24 protein-coding genes are annotated in these 18,902 nt (G+C 37.9%); 13 read left to right on the forward strand and 11 right to left on the reverse strand.

All coding sequences use genetic code 11. From position 1 onward, the window contains the following. Window positions 1–25: 25 nt before the first annotated feature. Window positions 26–1,039, reverse strand: a complete 1,014-nt coding sequence (locus tag HYV86_01680; GenBank protein ID MBI2572544.1) for a hypothetical protein — start codon at window positions 1,037–1,039, stop codon at window positions 26–28. Between the two features lie 360 nt (window positions 1,040–1,399). Then, window positions 1,400–1,756, reverse strand: coding sequence for a hypothetical protein (locus HYV86_01685; GenBank protein ID MBI2572545.1), 357 nt, complete (start codon window positions 1,754–1,756; stop codon window positions 1,400–1,402). Between the two features lie 187 nt (window positions 1,757–1,943). Here HYV86_01685 and HYV86_01690 point away from each other — a divergent pair, with 187 nt between their 5' ends. Further along, a complete protein-coding gene (locus HYV86_01690) occupies window positions 1,944–2,711 on the forward strand; it encodes a hypothetical protein (GenBank protein MBI2572546.1) in 768 nt (255 codons plus the stop codon). On the opposite strand, the gene HYV86_01695 is transcribed toward HYV86_01690, so the two are convergent. Next, on the reverse strand, window positions 2,708–3,193 hold the full coding sequence (locus HYV86_01695; GenBank protein ID MBI2572547.1) for a hypothetical protein: 486 nt from the start codon (window positions 3,191–3,193) through the stop codon (window positions 2,708–2,710). The genes HYV86_01690 and HYV86_01695 overlap by 4 nt on opposite strands. 51 nt (window positions 3,194–3,244) lie before the next feature. Here HYV86_01695 and HYV86_01700 point away from each other — a divergent pair, with 51 nt between their 5' ends. After that, on the forward strand, window positions 3,245–3,871 hold the full coding sequence (locus HYV86_01700; GenBank protein ID MBI2572548.1) for a DUF2238 domain-containing protein: 627 nt from the start codon (window positions 3,245–3,247) through the stop codon (window positions 3,869–3,871). On the opposite strand, the gene pepE is transcribed toward HYV86_01700, so the two are convergent. Beyond that, the gene (gene pepE / locus HYV86_01705; protein MBI2572549.1) at window positions 3,863–4,633 is read right to left on the reverse strand and encodes a dipeptidase PepE; all 771 of its coding nucleotides are present in this window, start codon (window positions 4,631–4,633) and stop codon (window positions 3,863–3,865) included. The two genes, HYV86_01700 and pepE, sit on opposite strands and share 9 nt — an antisense overlap. A 95-nt stretch (window positions 4,634–4,728) precedes the next feature. Between pepE and HYV86_01710 the strand changes: the two genes are divergently transcribed. Then, on the forward strand, window positions 4,729–5,130 hold the full coding sequence (locus HYV86_01710) for a hypothetical protein (GenBank protein ID MBI2572550.1): 402 nt from the start codon (window positions 4,729–4,731) through the stop codon (window positions 5,128–5,130). A gap of 93 nt (window positions 5,131–5,223) precedes the next feature. Continuing rightward, the gene (locus tag HYV86_01715; protein ID MBI2572551.1) at window positions 5,224–5,667 is read left to right on the forward strand and encodes a hypothetical protein; all 444 of its coding nucleotides are present in this window, start codon (window positions 5,224–5,226) and stop codon (window positions 5,665–5,667) included. A 2-nt stretch (window positions 5,668–5,669) separates the two neighbouring features. On the opposite strand, the gene HYV86_01720 is transcribed toward HYV86_01715, so the two are convergent. The 4 genes from HYV86_01720 to HYV86_01735 all read right to left on the reverse strand — a co-directional run bounded on the left by HYV86_01720 (window position 5,670) and on the right by HYV86_01735 (window position 7,654). Continuing rightward, window positions 5,670–6,233 (reverse strand): DUF655 domain-containing protein, encoded by a 564-nt coding sequence (locus tag HYV86_01720; GenBank protein MBI2572552.1) that lies wholly within the window; start codon window positions 6,231–6,233, stop codon window positions 5,670–5,672. A gap of 90 nt (window positions 6,234–6,323) precedes the next feature. Then, complete coding sequence (locus tag HYV86_01725; protein ID MBI2572553.1) at window positions 6,324–6,671, reverse strand: hypothetical protein; 348 nt, start codon at window positions 6,669–6,671, stop codon at window positions 6,324–6,326. Between the two features lie 6 nt (window positions 6,672–6,677). Next, the gene (locus HYV86_01730) at window positions 6,678–6,968 is read right to left on the reverse strand and encodes a 50S ribosomal protein L21e (GenBank protein MBI2572554.1); all 291 of its coding nucleotides are present in this window, start codon (window positions 6,966–6,968) and stop codon (window positions 6,678–6,680) included. Between the two features lie 47 nt (window positions 6,969–7,015). Beyond that, the gene (locus HYV86_01735; GenBank protein ID MBI2572555.1) at window positions 7,016–7,654 is read right to left on the reverse strand and encodes a hypothetical protein; all 639 of its coding nucleotides are present in this window, start codon (window positions 7,652–7,654) and stop codon (window positions 7,016–7,018) included. Between the two features lie 113 nt (window positions 7,655–7,767). Between HYV86_01735 and HYV86_01740 the strand changes: the two genes are divergently transcribed. Further along, a complete protein-coding gene (locus tag HYV86_01740) occupies window positions 7,768–8,907 on the forward strand; it encodes a LamG domain-containing protein (GenBank protein ID MBI2572556.1) in 1,140 nt (379 codons plus the stop codon). A gap of 225 nt (window positions 8,908–9,132) precedes the next feature. Here the strand turns inward: HYV86_01740 and HYV86_01745 are convergent, their stop codons facing one another. Beyond that, complete coding sequence (locus HYV86_01745) at window positions 9,133–9,708, reverse strand: hypothetical protein (protein MBI2572557.1); 576 nt, start codon at window positions 9,706–9,708, stop codon at window positions 9,133–9,135. Between the two features lie 102 nt (window positions 9,709–9,810). Here HYV86_01745 and HYV86_01750 point away from each other — a divergent pair, with 102 nt between their 5' ends. From HYV86_01750 to dph5, 7 genes are all read left to right on the forward strand, one after another. Beyond that, the gene (locus HYV86_01750; protein MBI2572558.1) at window positions 9,811–11,487 is read left to right on the forward strand and encodes a tRNA uridine(34) 5-carboxymethylaminomethyl modification radical SAM/GNAT enzyme Elp3; all 1,677 of its coding nucleotides are present in this window, start codon (window positions 9,811–9,813) and stop codon (window positions 11,485–11,487) included. Next, the gene (gene folB, locus HYV86_01755; protein MBI2572559.1) at window positions 11,487–11,861 is read left to right on the forward strand and encodes a dihydroneopterin aldolase; all 375 of its coding nucleotides are present in this window, start codon (window positions 11,487–11,489) and stop codon (window positions 11,859–11,861) included. Before HYV86_01750 ends, folB begins: the two co-directional genes overlap by 1 nt. A 17-nt stretch (window positions 11,862–11,878) precedes the next feature. Further along, entirely contained in the window at window positions 11,879–12,355 is a 477-nt protein-coding gene (gene folK / locus HYV86_01760; protein ID MBI2572560.1) for a 2-amino-4-hydroxy-6-hydroxymethyldihydropteridine diphosphokinase, read from the forward strand. 97 nt (window positions 12,356–12,452) lie between these two features. Further along, window positions 12,453–13,817 carry a hypothetical protein gene (locus tag HYV86_01765; GenBank protein MBI2572561.1) on the forward strand — a complete coding sequence of 455 codons (1,365 nt, stop codon included), beginning with the start codon at window positions 12,453–12,455 and terminating at the stop codon, window positions 13,815–13,817. Window positions 13,818–13,911: 94 nt separating this feature from the next. Beyond that, a complete protein-coding gene (locus tag HYV86_01770) occupies window positions 13,912–14,493 on the forward strand; it encodes an NAD(P)H-dependent oxidoreductase (protein ID MBI2572562.1) in 582 nt (193 codons plus the stop codon). Window positions 14,494–14,909: 416 nt separating this feature from the next. Further along, window positions 14,910–15,551, forward strand: coding sequence for a hypothetical protein (locus tag HYV86_01775; protein ID MBI2572563.1), 642 nt, complete (start codon window positions 14,910–14,912; stop codon window positions 15,549–15,551). A gap of 109 nt (window positions 15,552–15,660) precedes the next feature. After that, complete coding sequence (dph5, locus tag HYV86_01780; protein MBI2572564.1) at window positions 15,661–16,419, forward strand: diphthine synthase; 759 nt, start codon at window positions 15,661–15,663, stop codon at window positions 16,417–16,419. An 82-nt stretch (window positions 16,420–16,501) separates the two neighbouring features. Here dph5 and HYV86_01785 read toward each other — a convergent pair whose 3' ends face one another. Then, entirely contained in the window at window positions 16,502–17,194 is a 693-nt protein-coding gene (locus HYV86_01785; GenBank protein MBI2572565.1) for a hypothetical protein, read from the reverse strand. A 176-nt stretch (window positions 17,195–17,370) separates the two neighbouring features. Between HYV86_01785 and HYV86_01790 the strand changes: the two genes are divergently transcribed. After that, window positions 17,371–17,697 (forward strand): GNAT family N-acetyltransferase, encoded by a 327-nt coding sequence (locus tag HYV86_01790; GenBank protein ID MBI2572566.1) that lies wholly within the window; start codon window positions 17,371–17,373, stop codon window positions 17,695–17,697. Here HYV86_01790 and HYV86_01795 read toward each other — a convergent pair. After that, on the reverse strand, window positions 17,678–18,847 hold the full coding sequence (locus HYV86_01795) for a metallophosphoesterase (GenBank protein ID MBI2572567.1): 1,170 nt from the start codon (window positions 18,845–18,847) through the stop codon (window positions 17,678–17,680). The two genes, HYV86_01790 and HYV86_01795, sit on opposite strands and share 20 nt — an antisense overlap. Between the last annotated feature and the right edge of the window lie 55 nt (window positions 18,848–18,902).

Consider the following 18,902-nt stretch of genomic DNA (forward strand, 5'->3'; position numbering starts at 1 on the left):
AAAGAGAAAAGAATTAACCTAATTTTTATCCAGATTTATATTCTCCATTCTCAAATACCGCTACATCATCAACTAGAATCTTTCCTACATTAATAAACAAATCAATATGGAATCGTTGATTAACTGCGTTGGGCATCTTTTTGCGGTAAATTCCATGTTTCAATCCTAACGAAACATGAAATCCCAATTGTCGTTCATGAGAACCAACATATCCCAAAGGCGCATGCTTGCCAATAAATCGATTTAAACCAAATCCCATCTCCCGAATGGGGACACGCCCATCATTATTTTCAGATCGAATAAGATCCATAATCACTTCAAAACGCTCAGGACCATCATGTGATATTATCGATCCACCTTCAACATTGATATGAAACGGCTCTTCAATAATTGTCTCATGATGATCAGAAGGATACGCATAAATTTGAAATGTTCCATTCACGTTCTTTAAATCAAGAGGTTCAGTAAAAAATTCACCAATGGGATAAAAACTTCCCAGCGTATTTTGGATCTCGCCAATATTATAATAAATCTTCTCAAATGGTCCTTGATAAGTCATAACTGATCCATCATGTGAGATTATCTCAACTTTCGCTGCATTTTGCAACAGTGGTGTAATATAATCACAAATTTTCTTGTAGCGTTCATGATCGTATGTTAAACACGCCAAGTACGTTTCTTCCTCTTCAGGTTTAATTAAATCAAGATGGCTATGTTCAATGACATACGCTTTTTGTTTATTAAGATCAAGACGAATGCGGTATTCTGAAATACGAAAACTGGTAGTTTGAACCAAAATAATCGCAATACCTGGCTCAACTTGAAGCATTTGCTCTTTGAGTTCTTGCCCCATTGAGGGATCAAACTTAATAATACGATGGGGATAATTTGCAATTGCTTCTTTGTATCCTTCAGCAAGCTTGCGACTAAGCGAACTATCTTCATCATAAATTAAAATGACTTCTTTTTCAGGTGGTAAAGCTACATTATGGGTGATAATTGTTCGTAACGCTGCCACAAGATCAGGGTGATGCTTCATGTTTCTATTTTAAATCGGTTTTTTTCTTAAACATTTCCCTGTAATTTCTTTAAAATTTCAAAAGAAACATGATCACTGCTAAAAACATTTTATCAAATAACGCTAAGTCACTCTGGATAGTGATGACGAAATTTTAAATACCTCTTTGGTACTCAGATGAACTGGGAAGAAACAGTACAGAAAAGTACTTTGGTGTAGTAAATGTTAAGTATAGTAGAGGTGGTGTAGATGGATATAGATAGAGAATTTGAAGAGTATGTATCAAAAAATTATAAGCGATTAACCGCAAATCAAAAACAGATGTGTAAAAAGTTAGGAATTTGTGTAGAACAGTAAAAAGTATTTTTATTTTAGATCTCTTTAATGGTGGTCGCCGTGACCGCCATGATCTTCTTCTTTTGGTAACATTTCTTTCACTTCATGAACAGCATGCTTAATCGGCTCTTTAATCGGAGGAAGTTTACCTGAACGATACACATATGCTGCAATAATCAGGCAGATACCAAAAATGAGAGCGCCCCATAGGATTTTGTAATCATTAACAATGATTTGGGAAGGGTATTCATGGCACGTAAAATCGCTTCCACAATACGAGGTTTCTGAACAATCATTATTGCTGTTGCATTCGCGCGTGGCAACGCCAATAATATAAATTGCAAGAATGGTAACAGCTAGAACCACTGCAACAATTGCTAAAGCCATGCCTTTTTTATTCATGTTGCTACTTAAGAGAAGTATTCATTTTTAAAGGTTTTGTAGGGTTAGTACGATTCTTTTCTGGCTTCCTATTACTATTGCTGTCTCGTATGCAAATTATCAAAATATCTACCAAAATATGGTTCTATTTGCATAGTTAGTTCTTCATAATCCAAAAATTTAAAAATGATTTATGTTATTCGATTTTATGGGTCAACATTCTCTTGCAAACAATCCTCTAATAAATTATCAACCTCTTCAAGCACGTCTTAGCCATATCGATGACGTAGCAACGTATGCGCGGAAAATGGGTGTTGTCGATTCTCACATTCTTGATACTCATCTTGCCGCTGTCGTTATTTCTGCAGGTGAAATTAAATCGGGTTTAAGTCAGCTTGCCACAGCGTTAACACTGGATTATCAAAAGCGCGGAATCTCTGATCTAGTGATGGTTAATGTGTTAGATGGTGCTACGCCAACTTACGACGTATTACAAGGATTTCTCAAACCAAACTTTGCGATCACACCTGATACAATTAAAGCAACACGATATGGGTCTAAACTAGTTGGTGAAGATGTAGAGCTAGTCCAAGAGGCTCGCGTTAATGTCCGTGGAAAGCACGTTCTGCTTGTAGAAGATTTAGTTGATGAAGGAGCAACTGCTCATTGGTTATTAGAACATTATGCAGCTCAACAACCCGCAAGCCTGCGCATGGTGAGTCTTGCGCAAAAACCGGGAAAATGCCAGTATCAACTTACTACTGGTGCGTATGATTATCATGCTGCGATTGACGTTGGTCATCATTGGCTTGTAGGTTTTGGTATGGATTTGAGCTTTAAAGTAGAAACAGAGGAACATGTGCTTTATCGTAATCTTCCGTTTGTTGCTGCAACGAGACCTGCATTTTTAAGATCAGTAAATAAGCTTGATGAAATTGGGGAGAAAAGATTACAAGCTCTTCTCAAAGCAGATTAAAAGTAATCTACATCCCTTGACGAAATCGTCGTTACTCTACTATCATCATCGTCATCATCATTAATTCTTCGCAGAGGTTTTCCCGCAGGTTTACTCTGTACTTTTCCAGATGAAGCAGTCAGAGAAGAAATATATCCCGAAGGTGATGTAACAGAAGATTCATGTAAATCAGAAGAATGAATTGGCTCAGAATTGTTCCCTTTTTCTTTTTGCGCCCTTGCCAGCATTACTTCTTTCATCTCCATTGCTTTATTGTAATTGAGGTTACCACAATTAATGCAATTAAAGAACGCACCAAATTTACCAGATCGAATTTCTAACCAGCGTCCACATAGGCACTTAATATCATCCATCACTTGTTTGACATGATACACACAGACTTCTAACCCTTGTTCATTTTTCGTCGTCGCAATTTTAGGACAAAACCCACAGATTTTCTGTTGGTATTCACCATATTTTTTAGGAGCACGAAATCCAGCCATAAAAAAACTCTATCCAAAGACTATATAAAGATTCTTGATCTCCTTCTTGTAATGAATTTACCCAAACACGCACGTCTTCCCCTCATTTTTCTCACAATCCTTCTCCTCATTTTCGCCGTAACACTCTATAATCCTCCAGCTGGTAGAACCAACTGGGTTTTAGAAGTAATCTGGTCTGTTATTGGCATTATTATACTCTTTACCACCTACAAACGCTTTCCATTTTCTCACTGGGTGTATTGGTGCGTATTCTTGCACAGCCTCGTTCTCGTCTATGGCGGTTACTACACGTATGCCAACACGCCATTGGGTAACTGGGCGATGGCTGCCTTTGATCTGTCACGTAATCATTATGATCGCATTGGTCATTTTGCCTTTGGTTTCTTTATTTTATTCACTGTGCGAGAAATCTACATACGAAAAAAACTTATCAAAACAGGTGGCTGGCAAATCTTTACTTTTATTGCCATCGTGGTTGGTCTTGCTGCATTCTGGGAATTAATTGAATGGTGGGCAGTCTTAGCTTCTTCATCAGATGTTGGAACAAACTTTCTTGGGGCGCAAGGAGATATCTGGGACGCCCATTGGGACATGTTCTTAGCACTCATTGGTGCAGCAGTAGCATTATGTCTAAGTAAATGGCATGATAAAAGTATGCGCAGTGTACCCTCAACGTAAAAGAGAATCTAAGCAGTCTCCTGGCGAGCATTCTATTGCTTCTTTTCCTGGTCTAAATATTCTTGCGTTTGTTAAACCACGCAAATAAACTGTGTTCCCACTAACACGAAGCATCGATCCTTCGCGGAGAGCTACAACTGTTTGTGTATTTTCCAAAGCATGATACTCATTAATTCTTTGTTCTCGAGTTTCTCCTTGATGATCTAAAAGCATTGCAAGTTGTGGGGCTATAGCAAGAACAGCTTCTCGTTGTTCTGATGTTAGTGTTACTGTATCTTGATAATGGGGATTCACATTGAACTCAACGAGTTGCATGGCAACGCGCCAATAACAGTCTGCTGCTGGCATATCATTCGTGTTACCAATGCTCGATCCTGCAACATTTGAACCTGCTGAAGAACCAATATATGGCATTCCATCGTTTAGAACTCTTTCTCGAATGGGCATAATAAGTTGTTTATCTTTGAGTTCTTTAAGAAGTTTCCAAGTGTTTCCTCCCCCCACCATGAGTGCTTCTGCTCTTTGAATATCTTCTATGGCATTATCCCTATCAATGCATTGCAACTCATATCCTAATTTTGCAAAAGTTGGTGCAAGTGCCGCAGTATAAGCGTCATGACTTATTCCTCCTGGTCTTGCGTACGGAATAAATGTGATCGTTTTTCTATCGCCCAAAAGTGATCTAATCTCGTCTGCAGCATGACCAAAGTATGTTCCACCTGGAACTTTGCTATTGCTAATTAAGAGTAATTGTTTATCCATGCTTCATATTTTCCTTACTTTCTTTTTATAGATTTCGAGGTTAGAACCAAGATCTACCCAAAACCTTTATATCCCTAAAAACAATCCCACTTCTCATGCCTAAACTCTACGAACGGAAATGGTGGCAAAAACTATTCAAAAAGCCAGAGTTTCAAACTAAAGTAGATGTGCTTAATGATATAGATGCTATTCGTGATTATCTTGATGAACTTAAAAGTGATGCAAAAGCAATTACACTCAAACTAAATTCACTTGAAGAGTTAGAAAAAGAACGACAAGTTGCTAAAAGTGGAATTGAAGTTATCAACCTTCAGGCGCAGGGAAAAATTCTTGATGAATTACTCGATCTTTACGAAACATTTCAAAATGATGCTGATATTAATGGTCTTCGACTTAAAATGATCTGTAAAGAGTATCTTAAAAACGCACAAAAAGCGGGCATGACTCATTTGGTAGAAGAAAAAAAGAATTCTGCTCGTTGGAAAATGCAGTGGTAAAAACCATAAAACCATTTTAACCACGTCCTTCTGATCATTCTGTCTCATTCTCATCCAGATAATTTATGTTTCTCTATCTCTTTACTAACCTACATGAAAGAATATGTCTCAGTTCACACTCCCTCGCAAAAAATAACTCCTTATGTCCTTTCCATTTTCTCACTTCTTAACCCAACTTTCTATCAGCAGCAACAAGAACAGCAACGCCTTCTCCCTACGAGCTATACTCAACCACATCATGAATCCACACGATTCGAAAAAGAACGACGAGACACACTCAAATTTACCGCACCAGCACATGTCTGTCACTTTCCCCTCGAAGGTAACCAAGGTCTGTATGGTTTCACCTATCGTGGCACGAGCCAAGTTCATTTACGTGACGATCTTAGCGACAAACTCAAAATAGAAGTTGATCTGCACGAATGTGGTCATACTCCTGATGAATACGAAACCAGACGACGAACAGACCTGAAACTAGAAAGCATGTTTCCTACACAAGAACGCTACCATACGAAGCCGCCAGAGTATCGGGTCTAAACCTACTTCGCAAAAATCATATACTTCTCTTTACCTTCAATCTCAAGTAAAATACGCTTAACAACAGTTTGCTTCGGATCTGGCAATAGTTTAACCCGATCTTTCAAATCAGCAAATCCTTCAAATGGCTTTGCTTTACGTGCTTCAAGAATTTCCCACATATGCTTCTTTCCTAAACCAGGAAGAAGTTCAAGTTGGTGCATTCTCATACTTAATGGTTGTGCTTTGTTAAAAAACTCAATGAAGCGTTGCTCATTATCTGAGACCATTTTTTCAACCGCATGATGCAACTCTTCTCGAGCTGTTGAAGTAAGTTTATCAAGTGAGATTCGTCCTTTAATGTGGTGGATTTCTTCTCGTTTACCCTCACCAATATAAACTGCTTGATGGGGTTGAACAAATATATCTCTCTTTGGGATAAGTTCTAAAAGGCTTAAATGATTTGTACCTAATGCTTGAATTATCGGTGTTTTAAGTGCAGCTTGCTCAAAAGGATAGCCGTGTGGCAAGAAATCGAGGACTATTGCTTGATCTTCCTTAATATTTTTCTGTTCTTGCTGCTCCATAATTCACAGAAATTAAACACACTTAATAAAGCTTACTCTTTTAGACAAAGAACTAACTAATTCTAACCGCAGTGCAAACGACTGCAGTAATTACATACACTCTTTCACTACTTGTACAATAGCCTCTTGATCAGTTTTAGACATACTTAATGGGTATGCCTGTAAGACGGTTTTAAGGTCTCCAACTGTCGTAGGACAAAAATCAATAATTTTGATAATGTGTTCTTCACGTAGACGGGTTAAATTTAAACCAACAAGTTTTTCTTGCATAGTCTCACGTTTTTTAGAAGATAACACTAATGATAATCCTTCAATAAAATCTTTAGTACGTGTTGCTCGATATCCCAAAGCTGCATCACGATCTTCAACAACAGCAAGAATTTCTTTTACTTCAGAGATACTTGCAGGCTTTTCTTCAATAAATTGAGGGTTTACCATTTTTATTTATTTGCGAAGATGAATTGGATGTACGTAAAGTGTTTTTTGTTTGTTCTTGTCGTGAATAATAACCTCATAACAAGATCCTTTCATAACTCCAGTTACTGTGCCAGTCAATCCGTGAAACCGTGGATAGAAACGACCTGTCACAACACTTGAATTAATAATGAGATTAACTTTATCCCCTTGAACAAAAGTATTGAAATAGTGACTTAAACCAATTTTACCGCGAGTACGATAATGGCGGCGGAATTTATAACGCGTTTTACGCATTGCAGAACCGATACGTTTTACCATATCAAGCTAGATTTAGGGTTGGTTTATAAAGGTTTCTGTGGTGCTGATTAGTCTCGCTCCATTTTAAATCGTCCCCACTCTTTGTACCTCTGTTTTCCATTAATCTGAGTTGACCAAGTTGCCCAATCAATAATTGTCCTAAAACTGGCATTCTCATCAATTTTTTCAGGTACGTGAGGATTAAAGTTTCGCAACACTCCTGCAAATTTATTCCAATAATCACGTAATTGCGCTTCCGTGTTTGCAATATACTCTTCCTTTTGAGATAATGGTGATGTCGCCTCTGGCAATGATTCTGGTGAAGGCAAATCGGAATGCAAGCCAAAATGTATCGCTGGCACTGTCTCGCCGGTATGTATTGTATATTTACCTCTATATGAGTTTGTTGAAGTATGAAGAGAATTTTCAATTGAACTTACTGCACTAGAAAACTCAGAGCTCCTTGAATCATCAGCTCGCAAATAAAGATATAATCGTACACCGTGCGGATACCAGTATAATCCCTGTCGTACGGGTTCAACACCGCCAAGACTCGCAAGATAATTTGGTGTCACAATATGTCCAGAACAAACTTCTTGAGAATCAACAACAAAATCACAATCCCACAATGCAGCAACAATACCTCTCACTGGTGGTTCGATTTTTCGTAACTCCTTTCTGTATGCTTCTCGCAGTTCTTGATTCATCTTTATACTTTGAAGGATATCTAGTTAAAAATATTTTGACTTTTGCTCTTTTGAATTCAACACCATCTTCCCACAAATTTATATAAGTTAAATTACCTCTTTTTACCTGATAGATGGCACGCATACAAATTTTTGGGTTAATAGTATTATTCCTATCTCTCTTTGCCCATATTTCTATTGCAGCACCAGTAATCAATTACGAGAACCCCACTCCTTCCCATAACAGTTACACTAACACCAACCAGACATTCCAAATTAACATTTCACTTATCGAATCTGCTCTTGGTCAACTTATTTATAATTGGAATGCCACACAACCTACTACCTATGAGTATTACAGTCATTCCTTACTTCTCATGCTTAATTTGAATAATCGCAGCACATTAAGTGAAAACACAACGTATATTCATGACGCGAGTATCCACAATCTCACATCTGTCTCATCAGGCATTATCAATTACACTAACGCTGGACGGTACGCAAGTGCTCTCGATCTTGACGGTGTTGATGACAAAATCAACATTTCAAATTCAATTAATCTTACAGGACGCAATCTTACTGCATCTTTTTGGATGAAACGCGACACTGTTAAAAGTTGTGGGGGCATCGTGGGAAAAGGTGATTTCACGACTTCAAAAGGATTTGCCATTTATGAAGGTCAAGGCTGTGGCGGTTCACTAGGTCAATTAAAATTTCTCATAGGCAATGGGAGTACATTTGATGCTATCTATAGTCGTACTGCCTTAACAAATAATCAATGGTATCATGTCACATTTCGTTTTGATGGAAATTTCTCGATCTTTATCGATGGGGTTATTGAGAATAACACTGCCACTTCTGTAAGCAGAATAGCTGATGATCCTTCCTCATTCTACCTTGGTGTTACTAGCTGGAATGGTGCTCAATTTTATGATGGGATTGTTGACGACGTCCGTATTTGGAATCGTAGTCTTACTAATCAAGAGATCTATCAAGAATTTACTTCAAATTTTGAACGGTTCAATCAAACACAATGGTATCTTTTCATTAATCAATCAAAGAATGCTACAAATGAACTAACAAATGGGACATATCTCTACACTTTTAACGCCTACAACAATCTAAATGCACTCGGCTCACTCGAAACACGAGTGATCCATATTGGTGGTGATCCTGCGCTTGTGCCAGAATGGAATGATATTGCAATATTGATGATTATGGTCATCGTCGTGAGTGGATTTTTCTATCAGAAAAAACAGGAGAATGCAAAATAATCATTTATAGTCATCCACGTAGATCTTCCGTGTAAGAAGATCGCCGCAGCTGACTATTAGTACACGAAAAGAAGAAACAAGAAAACAGGAAACTACCTGTTTTCTGGTCAGAAATGTGATAATTTTTCACATTTCTTGAACTACTTCTTTTCGGTACAGAAAATCGATGGTATCGATTTTCATGTAAACCAAATGGGTCGATACGACCTAGTTGGTTTACTATAATCAGGATTTCTTCGGCTCCATCATAATGCTCTCCAGACCTAAATCCCGTGCAGCATTCCTGCATTTTTCAACATCTGCCATCGTTTCAGCAATAACCACACGTGCTGCTCGTTGCGCATCTGGTAAATAATCTCTAATCATCTTTCTCCATGTGCCTCTCAGAAATCTACTGTGATTTTTAAGAGAAACAGTTCTTCCTCGATCATCTTCTTGATTATCCTGCTTAATATACAATAACCACTGCATTTCTCCGGGTTCAAAATACTGTTCAACTTCTTTATGGGTGGGGTATCTTTCTGCTTTTTGCATATCTGCTTCCCATAAACCAACTAAAACATACTGCTCAGATCTTAAATTAGAGAAACAATTTCCCCCAGCATCAGCAAAACTAGCAGAGCAAATAAAATTTCCTACTAATGGACTTCGAAACTTAACTCGAGCAAGAATTTCGCTTCCTACATATCGTTGAGCATTGTATACTGGTATCGCTTCCCCATCTACATTCATCACTGGAAGTCGGTTATGTCGATGATACAATTCTGCTTTCACTACTATCCCGCCTAAGCTTGAAGTCATGTGGGGTATTTTTTGTTATTTTAATAAATAGATTTTGCTGAATTCTCGCGAGCATCTAAATTCTCCCAAACATTCTTAAAATCACTCTTCTCCAACCACTCCATGCATCCATTTTACGAAGAGCTTCTCAAAAACCTCAAAGAGAAAAAGCATACTGAACCAGAACTAAGTAAACTCAAACGAGATCTTTCCCTAAAGCACCGTATGAAACGCATCCCTACAAACATCGAAATTCTGCTTAACATTTCCGAAGATGAAATCGACAGTGTTAAAGCTCAACTTCTCACTAAACCAGTACGCAGCATCTCCGGTGTTGCGCCATTAGCTATGATGACGGCGCCTGCCCCGTGCCCACACGGCAAATGCACCTATTGTCCGGGCGGTCCTGGCAGTTATTTTGGTGATGTGCCTATGTCATATACTGGTAAAGAACCATCTACCATGCGGGCTATCCGAAACAATTACGATCCGTATCTTATTGTCTTCAACCGTCTTGAACAATATCTTCTGTTAGGGCACAATTTTGAAAAAGTAGAAATCATCGTCCAAGGTGGTACATTTCCTGCAATGGAAGCAGAATATCAAGAAGACTTCGTGAAATACACCTACAAAGCACTCAATGACTTTGGTGAACTCTTTTTCAATCAAGATCAATTCGACTACAAAAAATTCAAAGAATTCTTTGAACTACCTATGCATTCTCATCTAGACAAAGAACGTACTCAACGTGTTCAACAGCGTATCCTTCAACTCAAAGGTACTTGCACTTTACTCCATGAACAGCAACGAAACGAAACTGCAAAAATCCGTTGTGTTGCTATTTGTATTGAAACCAAACCCGATTGGGGATTTCTCAAACACGGTAATGAAATGCTTAAACTTGGCTGCACCCGTGTCGAATTAGGGATTCAAAGTGTCTATGATGACGTTCTCAAATCTGTGCATCGAGGTCACACCGCACAAGACACTATCAAATCCATCCAAATTCTCAAAGATCTCGGATTAAAAATTACCGGACACTACATGCCAGGACTTCCCCTCACCGATAAACAACGTGACATCGATGGCATGAATCAACTCTTCACTGATGAGAACTATCGACCAGACATGCTCAAACTCTATCCCTGCATGGTAAGTAAAGGTACTGCATTGTACTACCAATTCGAACAGGGAAAATTTACACCCATTAGTGCTGATGAAGCAGCGCAGCGAATTGTTGAATTTAAGAAAATCGTTCCTGAATACTGTCGTATCATGCGTATCCAACGTGACGTACCAACTAAACAATGGGCTGCCGGGGTGGAGATGACCAACTTTCGTCAATTTCTCTTTGAAAATTATCCTGTCAAATGCCGATGCATTCGCTGTCGAGAACCTATGGGTCGAAAAGTAAATTGGGACGCAGTACTACTCAAAGTGTTAGAATACCCTGCATCACAGGGCACTGAATTCTTTATTGCTGCAGAAGATCCTGTCAATGACATTCTCGTTGGCTTTGTACGTCTTCGTTTCCCCGCAGAATTTCTTCGAGAAGAAATCACTCCTGCCAGCGCACTTATTCGCGAATTACATGTGTATGGAACTGCCACTGCTCTCGCTGATGATGGACCGGTGCAACATCGTGGCTGGGGACAAAAACTCATGCAAAAAGCCGAAGAGATAGCTCGTAACCATGGAAAAAATAAAATCGTTGTCATCTCTGGTGTTGGAGTACGTGAATATTACAAGAATAAATTAGGATATCATAAAGAAGGGCCGTACATGGTAAAGATGTTGTAATGGTGTATGATAAAATAATCATTCACAACGCGTTATTTCAAGTCAACCTTGGTGTAGCTGATAAAGAAAGAGCAATCAAACAAGAAATTATTCTCGATCTTGAATTAACTACTAACCTCAAAAAAGCGGCAAATACTGATAATGTACACGATACCATTAACTATGATGAGATTCATGCTCTGCTTGAAGAATATATGAAAAAACATCAACATAAATTAATTGAAACCTTCGCAGAAAAGATTGCGCAACTTCTTCTCAAGCAATACCCTCTCATCCAAATTCGAGTCATTTTCAAAAAACCAATGGCTTTAGCACAGAAACAAGTCCTCTATTGTGCAGTAGATATAACACGCACAATGGTTGACTACTCGTGACATCATTAAGAGATTTTATGTCTGGAATTTTTATTAGTCTTGGATCAAATCTTGGTGAGAGAAAAGAAAATCTTGCGCAAGCCATAACACTTCTCAAACTCAAATGCACTGTTCTCAAAACGTCTTCAATTTATGAAACAAAACCGATGTATAACCTCGATCAACCTCCCTTCCTGAATCAAGTTATTGAAATTGAAACTTCATTATTACCTCATGAATTATTATATCACTGTCTTGAAATTGAAACCAACATGGGCAGAGTGCGAACCATCAAAAATGAACCTAGAATTATCGATCTAGATGTACTTCTCTACAAAGATGTTATTATCAATACCACTAATCTCATTCTTCCTCACCCTCTCATTCAGGATCGAGCATTCGTCTTAGCCCCTCTTTGTGATATCGCCCCTCTTAAAATCCATCCTGTCTTAAACAAAAGAATGGTGGAGCTATTAGAAAAAGTCAACCCCAAAGACCAAATAGAAAAGATGTGAAAAATAGAAAAAGTATAGTCTGTGCATCAGCAAATTTAATTCTTAAGTATAATCTGTTCTCATAATCTTTATATAATCTCACTTTTCATTTTGGAATATGGACTTAGCCTCTCAATTAGTGTATGATTTTGGTCAACGACGCGCAGATTTAATCCCTGTGCTTGAGATTGTAGCAGGAGGATTAGGACCATACAAAGATCCAAGAGTTATCTTTGACTGCGCCAGTTCGCATAATCATTTACCCAAAACCTATACTAATGCTGATATTGATCGTGCTCGTTCTAGATTAATTTCATTACGAGATGAAAAAGATACTTCTGCAAGTGCAGCATTGACTCTTGAGGTGCAGGATCTTCAGAGAGCAGTATGGGAAAGATATCATCCACTCGAAAGAATTGCAGAATTACAAGAAATGTCTGCTAGAATAACTGATGATGCTTTACGTCTTACTCGTGTAGATGAAGCGCGAAGTTTAGAACTTTTCGCAAAGGTGTATGGGGCAAAATTAGGTATACCTAATATCACTTCACCTTCATACCAAGAATGTGTTTTAGGTGTTACTGGTCTTTCACAAGATCCTACTCCTAGTATTACTGAAATGGATCAGATGCGAGATAGAATAGAAGCGCGGCTTAATAATTTAGGATATCATTCTGGTACGTTCTCTCAAAAAGTAGCTGCATTTAGAAATCAAATCGAACCACTTAACGGTGCGCAAGCATATTTAACAAAGTATCGTGAAGTAGCAGCAGCATTAATTGAACATATTAAAAATATCGATCCTCATTTCCCCAGAGAGGCAGATGTCAAAATCGTTACTCCTGAAGCTGCTAATGAAGGGACGGGTGGATCATTTGATTACGGACGCGGTAACGGAGCATTTCAGGCAGAATCTTTTATTGTACCTCACGAACACGGTACTCTTGTTGATCTTCTTATAACCACTGCACATGAAATAGGTGGTCATTTTCGGCTCATGGTATTATGGAATCAATATGCCAATAGGACAAACGATCATTTAGGACATATTGGTGCAATGCGCACGAATCAGACTTGCACTCAAGAGGGTATGGCAGATCAAGGCATTTCGTTTTATCGTGAATTTGCATCAGAATTTGTAGATTCGCGGCTTATTGATATTGAGCTAGATCTCTATCTTCTAAATCGAGCTACGTTAGGTTACCAGATTGCGAAACATTTTTCTTCACAGCCTCAAACTCAAGAGGAAATAATCACGCAAGGAATTGAATATGGTATGCTCATAGATGCAATAACCAATCGATCTAGAGGGATAGTCTCTGGTAGACGGGATGAATCGTTAAAACTCTATGGTGGACCAGCGTATCACCCTGGTCTTCAACGGGTTTCAAAATTAGCAGCTCGTCATGGAGCAGATAAAGTGTGGCAAGCAGCTCGGCAACCACTTAGCCTTGGCGCATTAGAACACATTCTCAATCATTAATTCTTATTTTTCTTTTCAACTTTCTTGTCAATTTTTTTTCACAAATAACTCTATTACCATCATATTTATATCTATCAATTAAAAATATCTCCTCATGGAATTCAAAGACATTGTTCATAAACGCTATGCTACCAAAACATTTGATGGTAAACAACTCCCACTAGATAAAGTTCAACAGCTTCTCGAGATGATTCGCTACGCGCCATCATCTTTTAACATCCAACCCTGGAAAATTAAAGTCATAACTGATCAAGCAACGAAAGAGAAACTTCTTCCTGTATCTTGGAACCAACCCCAAATTACTTCCTGTTCACATTTGTTAATATTCTGTGCTGATACAAACATCATAGATAACATTCACAAACTTGAAAAAGCACTAGGTCCACAAGCACAAGGCTATATTGACATGATGAAAGGTTTTGCTAACAACTTAACTCCCGAGCAAAAACTCTCTTGGGCACAACGCCAAGTCTATCTTGCATTAGCTAATGCTTTGAATGGTGCCACCTCATTAGGATTTGACTCTTGCCCGATGGAAGGATTTAGTGCCGCGGATTACAGCAAAATTCTTAATTTACCTGCACATTTAGTACCCACCGTGGTGTGTCCCATTGGCTTTGCAGCCGACGTTGCAAGACCAAAAATGCGTTTTTCAAAAGAAGAAGTATTCTTTTAGAAAATTTATCTTATTTTTCATCTTATTTTTTCAATTTTAATCTGCTAATTCCACTTGTGTATTCACAAGTGGTTTACTGCAATTCTAACATTGCTTGGAATTAGCAGGGTCGGAAATTCGACCCGAGCGAAGCATGAAATACAATTATGGTTGTATTTCAGCTCAGAAAAGAGAAGAAAACAATCTCATTTCTGCACCGAAATCAAGTAGTTTCTTGATTTCTTGTGCCGTCCGGTCCGCTGAGAAACGCATGGCGTTTCTAGCGTGCCAGAAATCGTAGATTTCTGTGCATATTGACCGGCGGTGGTCGAATTTCTTTGACTCTTATTTTACACAATATTTTACAAGATCAGATTCCCCCCTATTAGGATACAAGGATTGATATGGTTTCTAACTTCTAACTAGTTGTGATACACATGCCACAACAAACAATTGATACTATTTTAGAAAACCCTCTTTTAGATGGATCTGATCCTTCCATGATTTTAATCGATCCAGTTCTAAATCCATTTACATGGGAGGCAACCTCCTATGGAATTGATCCTGTCCGTCTCGTATTTGATAGTTTTTATAGCCAGCTCGAAACCGAAAATGCAACAGCAGATACGCTGGTTGGTGCGGTTCGACAACTTTATTTACACGCGCCCCAACTATTACATAATACTCGTGCTGGGGTAGAAGCCATTGGACAAGTTGTAGAATATTTACAACCAATCATACGTGCGGTGCGTCATCAAGCTGTTGATAAAGTAGTTGCAAGCACCTACTTTAATGAGTTGGCAGTACAGCTGCAATTTGAAGCAAGAGAAACAGTTCTCAAAACAGACGTGGCATTAGAAGCATTAAGTATTCTTGGAACATATATTCAAAATCCGGTCTCACAACGAGAAATTTACAATGTAATGATGGATAGATTAGATTTTGTAGCACCTGTCCCATTCGAATCCATTACACTAAAACCTACTGGGAGCAGTGAAATCTTTCCTACGCCATCTATGAATACATCGTATCTACAAGCCGCCAGACAGCACCCAGTCGTATATGGTCATGTTGCATAGATAATATTTTTTTTTATCTGCTAATTATTATTACTAATTGTCATTAAACTTAAATTCAACTTAAACAATCTAAAGTCTTTTATAGAACGCGCCCAAATTGATCTTACACATGACGCTCTATCTTATTGGGATTGGACTTGAAAACCAAAAAGACATTACTCTCAAAGGTCTTGAAGCAGTAAAAAAATGCAGCAAAGTCTACGCTGAATCATATACTTCCCTTCTGCAATGCACATTTGATGATTTAGAATCTTTCTACGGTAAGAAAATCATCGTAGCAGACCGAGCCATGTCTGAACAAGGCGATCTTATTATTATCCAAGAAGCAAAGCATGAAGATGTTGCGTTCCTCATTATTGGTGATCCCTTCTCAGCCACAACTCACGTCGAATTATTCCGTCTTGCTAAAGAACAAAATGTTAATGTTAAAGTAATTCACAATGCTTCTATCCTCACATCCATTGGGATTGTAGGACTACAACTCTATAAATATGGAAGAATTGCATCTATTCCCTTCATCGAGGATCATCCTCAATTAGAGACGCCCTATCGTCTCTTGCAACAGAACCAATATTTAGACATGCACACTCTATTCTTACTCGACCTCACGCCAGGAAAAAACCGTTTTATGACTGTTAACCAAGCACTTGAAATACTAGAGCAGATTGAATCACGCAAGAAAGAAAATCTCATTAAATCTACTATGGTTGTCATTGGTTGTGCTCGACTTGGTTGGGATAATTACCTTATCAAATCTGGTACCATTGAAGAACTTAAAAAATTTGATTTTGGTCCACCACCTCACTGTTTGATTATCCCCTCAAAGTTGCACTTTGTGGAGCAAGAAATGATCAACTTGTGGAAATAAGATTTTGTTGAAAAAGAGATGATAGGGTAATGGAAATAGAACACAAAAGAAATGACTAAAATAATAAACGACCTAAACAATCCTATAGTGGGGCATAATTCACATCTCGTGTAATCCCATATGATTGTTCCATCATTGAAAATAGTTCTGGATTAAATTTAATCCACATGTCCAATTTACGTTTCTCTGTAGAACTCATTGTAAATCGTTCACCCATAACAGATGCATATTGAACTTCAACAAACTTCTCCTTTGCTTCCATCGTGCTCAGCATTTCCGATTCAACATCACTCATACGCACATTTCCAGTCCAATATTCCTCACTAGATTCAAAAGACGTTCCCTTTTTATTACTTGGTCCATACCATAATGTTTCATAATCTAATACGGGATGGGATCCATATGCTTGCAGGAGTCGTTCTTCACCCATTGCATACTCAATGTTAATTATGGGTTTATCATCATCTGTTAGAGTGGTTGTTTCATCAATCTCTTCTTCTAACTCGCCCTTTTTAATAGTAGAAACATCTTTTGCTGTAGAATTAGATAATGAATTTGAATTTTTAACCAGAAAATCTTTCTCCTCTATCAGTTTTAAAGATGAAGAGGAAGGGTCAACAGAAGTCTTCCCTTTCCCCTCCAAATTTGGCTGTTTCTTCTGCTCAAGTACTATCGTTTGAAATTGCTCTACTAACGGTAATGATAATAGCACTTGACGTACCTCACAGAACCGGTAATATGTCGGCAAGACTCGCGCAATAGTTTCTTCAAGCAAAAAACCAATCCCCCTATAATTTCTAGCACGTCCGCCGTTATATAAACCTTGCTGATTCTAAGGAAGTGGTGAATTTAAGTATAGCAAAACAACTTAATGATTCAGTTAATGATTAAATTAAATATGTTGAATTTCTATACACAAAATTATTAAGTAATTCCCCCTCTCTTTAGTCTATGATCATTGAGAACGTGCAAAGTCAAGCCAAACGCTTGAGTATCCAAGAAAATGGCAAAGAAGCTGGTCATGCGTATATTTACATCATAAAAAATGGGCTTCATGCTCAACCCTACGCACTTCTTGAAGATGTTTTTGTTGAAGAAGAGTATCGTAGTAAAGGTTTTGGCACACAACTAGTCAAGGCAGCAATCGAAGAAGCTAAAAAACTAAGCTGCACAAAAATTATCGGTACAAGCCGTCATAGTCGCCCTACCGTGCATGAATGGTATAAAAAAATAGGTTTTGAAGATTGGGGTAAAGAATTTAGGATGAATTTGATTTAATCCCTATCACCTTAACTCTATGCCCTTCCTCTTGTGCTGCTTTGCTGATATATGCAAACTCATCTTTTATCACATCATCAAATTTGAATCCTTTACGTTTTGATACCATTTCAACAATTTCCCACTCTTTTATCACATCTTTCTCTATTGCAACACGCACATATCTTTTCGTCTTTGGTTTGAGAAGTCGTGTTTTATCATCAAACATATATTCATCTCGCCACGTATCTGGATGAATAAAAACAGTCCCTGCTTGCAGCTGCTCAACGTGCCATTTATGGACATGACCTAAAACATGAATTTGGTGTTGAAGATTTCTTCTCCAGCGTTGTTTACGCTTAAATTTCTCTAAAACTTCATCAACATCCCAATGAACATTTTTCATTCTTCGATATAATTCACGAAACAGTTCTGTAGGTACCCAATAGGTTGGATCCCGAAAATACCGAATAGGATAATACAATAACGCTTTAAACAAATATTCTAATGATCTCTTGTTAAGTTTACGCAACACTAAGTGATGATGTGAAAATAACAATGGCCATGGCTTAATCCTTTCAGAAAAAGGATGCTCTTCCTTCATCGTCATAAAATTGCTAATTAAGCTAAAAGAAACCCAAGGGATGTTGAGAATTTTTTCTTTCTTATACATTAAAAATAATTTTTTCTTATTAACTTTATTTAAAAAATCGTACTGGTGACCATGTTCGGCATATACGCCAGCATGCTGATACCGAAAACTAAAATAAACATTCTCTTTACTGTGCAAAATTTTCTTAATTTGTCGTTGTACTGATCTAAACACAAGATCTGGATCGTGATTTCCTATAATAAAATAAACTCTATTTTTTTTCTTTCGTACAAACTTCTTTATTGCTGTAAAAAATCGAGGATGCGAATGAACCATCATCTCTAACTTTTCAAGTGAAATATCTGCATTAATATGCCGAGGAAACATGTTCTTCCCATTAATAATCAAAGGGCATTTTAGAAAATCAAACGTGTCTCCGTTAAGAACTAAATCCACAGGATGTTCTTGTTTTGTTAATTTTGCAATCAAATTTGAGAATGTTCTATCTGCTATGAAATCATCAGTAAGGGTTCCACCACCTATCTCAACATCACCAATGATAATAACTTCCCGCTCCATAGTAATGGAGAAGTATTTTTCTCTTTAAAAGAGTTTTCCAACCTCTTTCCAGCAT

The organism is Candidatus Woesearchaeota archaeon (genome assembly GCA_016188115.1).
GTDB lineage: Archaea > Nanobdellota > Nanobdellia > Woesearchaeales > GW2011-AR9 > JACPIK01.